This window comes from Peribacillus sp. FW305-BF15, assembly GCF_058783805.1.
The window spans coordinates 1-2,939 of sequence record NZ_JBYSYV010000059.1 but is presented as its reverse complement, the minus strand read 5'-3'; the positions used below and the strand labels follow the sequence as shown (position 1 = coordinate 2,939).

Below are 2,939 nucleotides of genomic sequence, written 5' to 3'. Positions count from 1 at the left end.
TGGAAATCAACGTCCAAATTGTACAAGCCATAAAAATAGACAAACTCGATTTTCATCGAGTTTGTCTACAGTCTGAAAGGGGGATAAACTCCCCCTTTTTTCATGTTTTGAAACAAGTAGAAATTTTAAAGGCTATTCGCTTTAAAAGTATTGCCTTCATTCATATCACCGGATTTAAATCCTTTATTGAACCACCGTTTTCTCTGTTCGGATGTACCGTGCGTGAAGCTGTCTGGAACCACGTACCCCTGTGCCTTTTTTTGGATACGGTCATCTCCCACACCACTTGCTGCATTCAAGGCTTCCTCAAGATCGCCTTCTTCAAGCAAATTCTCTCCTTGGACATGATGTGCCCACACTCCAGCCAAATAATCGGCCTGTAATTCAAGACGGACAGAATACCTATTATATTCAGTCTCGCTGACATTTGACCGATCGGGCATTTCCTTTTCCGGTGTCCCTAAAAGTGTCTGAACATGATGTCCGACCTCGTGGGCAATGACATAGGCCATGGCGAAATCCCCGGGTGCCTGGAATTCTTGCTTCAACTCTTGATAAAAGCTGAGATCAATATATAGTTTCTTGTCACCAGGACAATAAAATGGCCCTACCGAAGAAGCTGCCATCCCGCATGCCGATTCGACACTGCCTGAATACATGACAAGGGTAGGTTCCCTATATTCCAGTCCATTTTTACGGAATTCTTTTGTCCAGACCTGTTCCGTTTCTGCAAGGACGACAGATACGAACTGCGCAAGCTCCTTCTCTTCATCCGTTTCGACATAAGAGCTGCCATTGTTCGGCTCAGTAGAATTCAAGCTGCCCAGCAAATCACTTGGATTACCGCCAAGGAGAGTCACGATCAAGACAATTACCAATCCGACCCCTCCGCCGATTCCTGCCATGCTTTTTCCGGTCATCCCTCTTTTGTCCTCTACATTCGAGCTGCCCTGTCTACCTTTCCATTTCATTAGTATTCCCCCCAGGAATGTAAGATAAGTACCTGAAGACAAAGCCTTAGGCCATTTACTTTCTTATACCCGTATTTCCCTAAGTTTAGACAGAAGCTTGAATGAAGCATTTCAGAACATAACTAAAAAACCATTGCATCCTGAATGCAATGGAATCTCCTTTTTTAAGATGTCATATCATTTATTACTTCTCCAAAAAAGTAGCTCCCATGTCCCTAAATCATTGAACCAATCATAAAAGTCATTTTTCACGCATAAGTTTTCATGATAAAAATAATAGCATTTCACCCAATGCTTCATAGAATATATGGACATATGCACAGGAGGGGTTAACAGCGTGAAAATTCATATAGTCCAAAAAGGCGATACACTTTGGAAACTCGCCAAAAAATACGGCGTCAGTTTTGAAGAACTTAAAAAAGTTAACGCGCAATTGAGCAACCCGGACATGATGATGCCCGGAATGAAAATTAAAATTCCAGGGACATCCGGAGCTGTAATAAAAGAAACGGGTAAACCAAACGTGAATATTCAGCCGGGAATGAAAGAATCCCAAATTCAACAGTATAAGGCTCAGCCAGCACCTATGAAAGAGCAGCAAATCATGCAAAAACCGGCTGTAAAAGAACAGCCGAAATTTCAACAGCCCGTAAAAGAGCAGCCAAAATTTCAACAACCGGTAAAAGAACAGCCGAAATTTCAACAACCGGTGAAAGAACAGCCAAAATTTCAACAGCCCGTTAAAGAGCAACCGAAATTTCAACAGCCTGTTAAAGAGCAACCAATCGTTCAAAAACCAAAAAAAGAGCAGCAAATCATTCAGCCAAAGCCTATCATTAAAGAAAAGCAAAAAGTTGTTCCAAAAGAAATGCCGGTGCCTATGCCGGTAATTCCGGAGATCGATGTCAATAATTATTATATGGTCAACATGACCAATATGAGTGTGCAAAAGCCTCCTGCACCACCGCCTTTACCAAAGAAAAAAGAAGAGCCTGCAGTCACTAAAAAGAAGAAGAAGAAAAAGCCAGCTGTACAGTCAGCTCAGGATGAGCCGGTGGATGATTGTATTCCAGTAACGCCAATCTTGCCTGGAAGCGGCTATTGCATTCAACCGCCACCGTGGGCGCATATGCACATGCAAGGCATGCAAGCCCCATACCAAGGCGTTCAAGGGTATCAGGCGGCTCCGGAAATGCATGGTTATCAAATGATGGAAGAGAGCTCTGATATTTGGGGAGAATCTCCTGACATGGAAATGATGGATCATGGATTTGTCCAAGGGGCGAGCATGAATGCACCAAGCCAGCAATATTATCCATATCAAGCCTCCGCACCGGTTCCGCACCATTATTATGGAGGAATGAATCAACAACCTCAAGCGGGTTCATATATGCAACAAGATTATGAGTCACCAGGCGAATCATCTTCCTACAATCAAAACTTCCCTCAGTTTTCACAGACTGCCGGTGAGGAAGAGGAAGATTGCGGCTGTAATAAGGGGCTACTTGGAACTTATGGCCCGGATGTGAAGGGACAGTATCAAGGGAACCAAGGGATGGATGCCAATGCACATCACCATCCGGATTATAACCAATATCAATCCGTTCAATCACAGCAACAGGCCCCATACCCAGGGATGTCACCTAACGAGTCTCAGATGGGAATGGATATGCAATATCAATTTGATGATGAGTCAGTAGAATCAGATGGATTCATGATGATGGGCGGCCAAAATGGAGGTCAGCCACAAGGCATGATGATGGGCAGCCAAAACGGAGGTCAGCCACAAGGCATGATGATGGGCGGCCAAAACGGAGGCCAGCCAGGCATGATGATGGGCGGCCAAAACGGAGGTCAGCCGGACATGATGATGGGCGGCCAAAACGGAGGTCAGCCAGGCATGATGATGGGCGGCCAAAACGGAGGTCAGCCGGACATGATGATGGGCGGCCAAAACGGAGGTCAGCC

The 2,939-nt window shown here is 44.9% G+C and carries 2 protein-coding genes; one reads left to right on the top strand and one right to left on the bottom strand.

The features are described from left to right. Positions 1–125: 125 nt before the first annotated feature. Positions 126–971, bottom strand: coding sequence for a KPN_02809 family neutral zinc metallopeptidase (gene ypfJ / locus AC3WLU_RS26650; RefSeq protein ID WP_492598218.1), 846 nt, complete (start codon positions 969–971; stop codon positions 126–128). 337 nt (positions 972–1,308) lie between these two features. Between ypfJ and safA the strand changes: the two genes are divergently transcribed. Further along, on the top strand, positions 1,309–2,939 hold a 1,631-nt coding region (safA, locus tag AC3WLU_RS26645), incomplete at its 3' end, for a SafA/ExsA family spore coat assembly protein (RefSeq protein WP_492598217.1).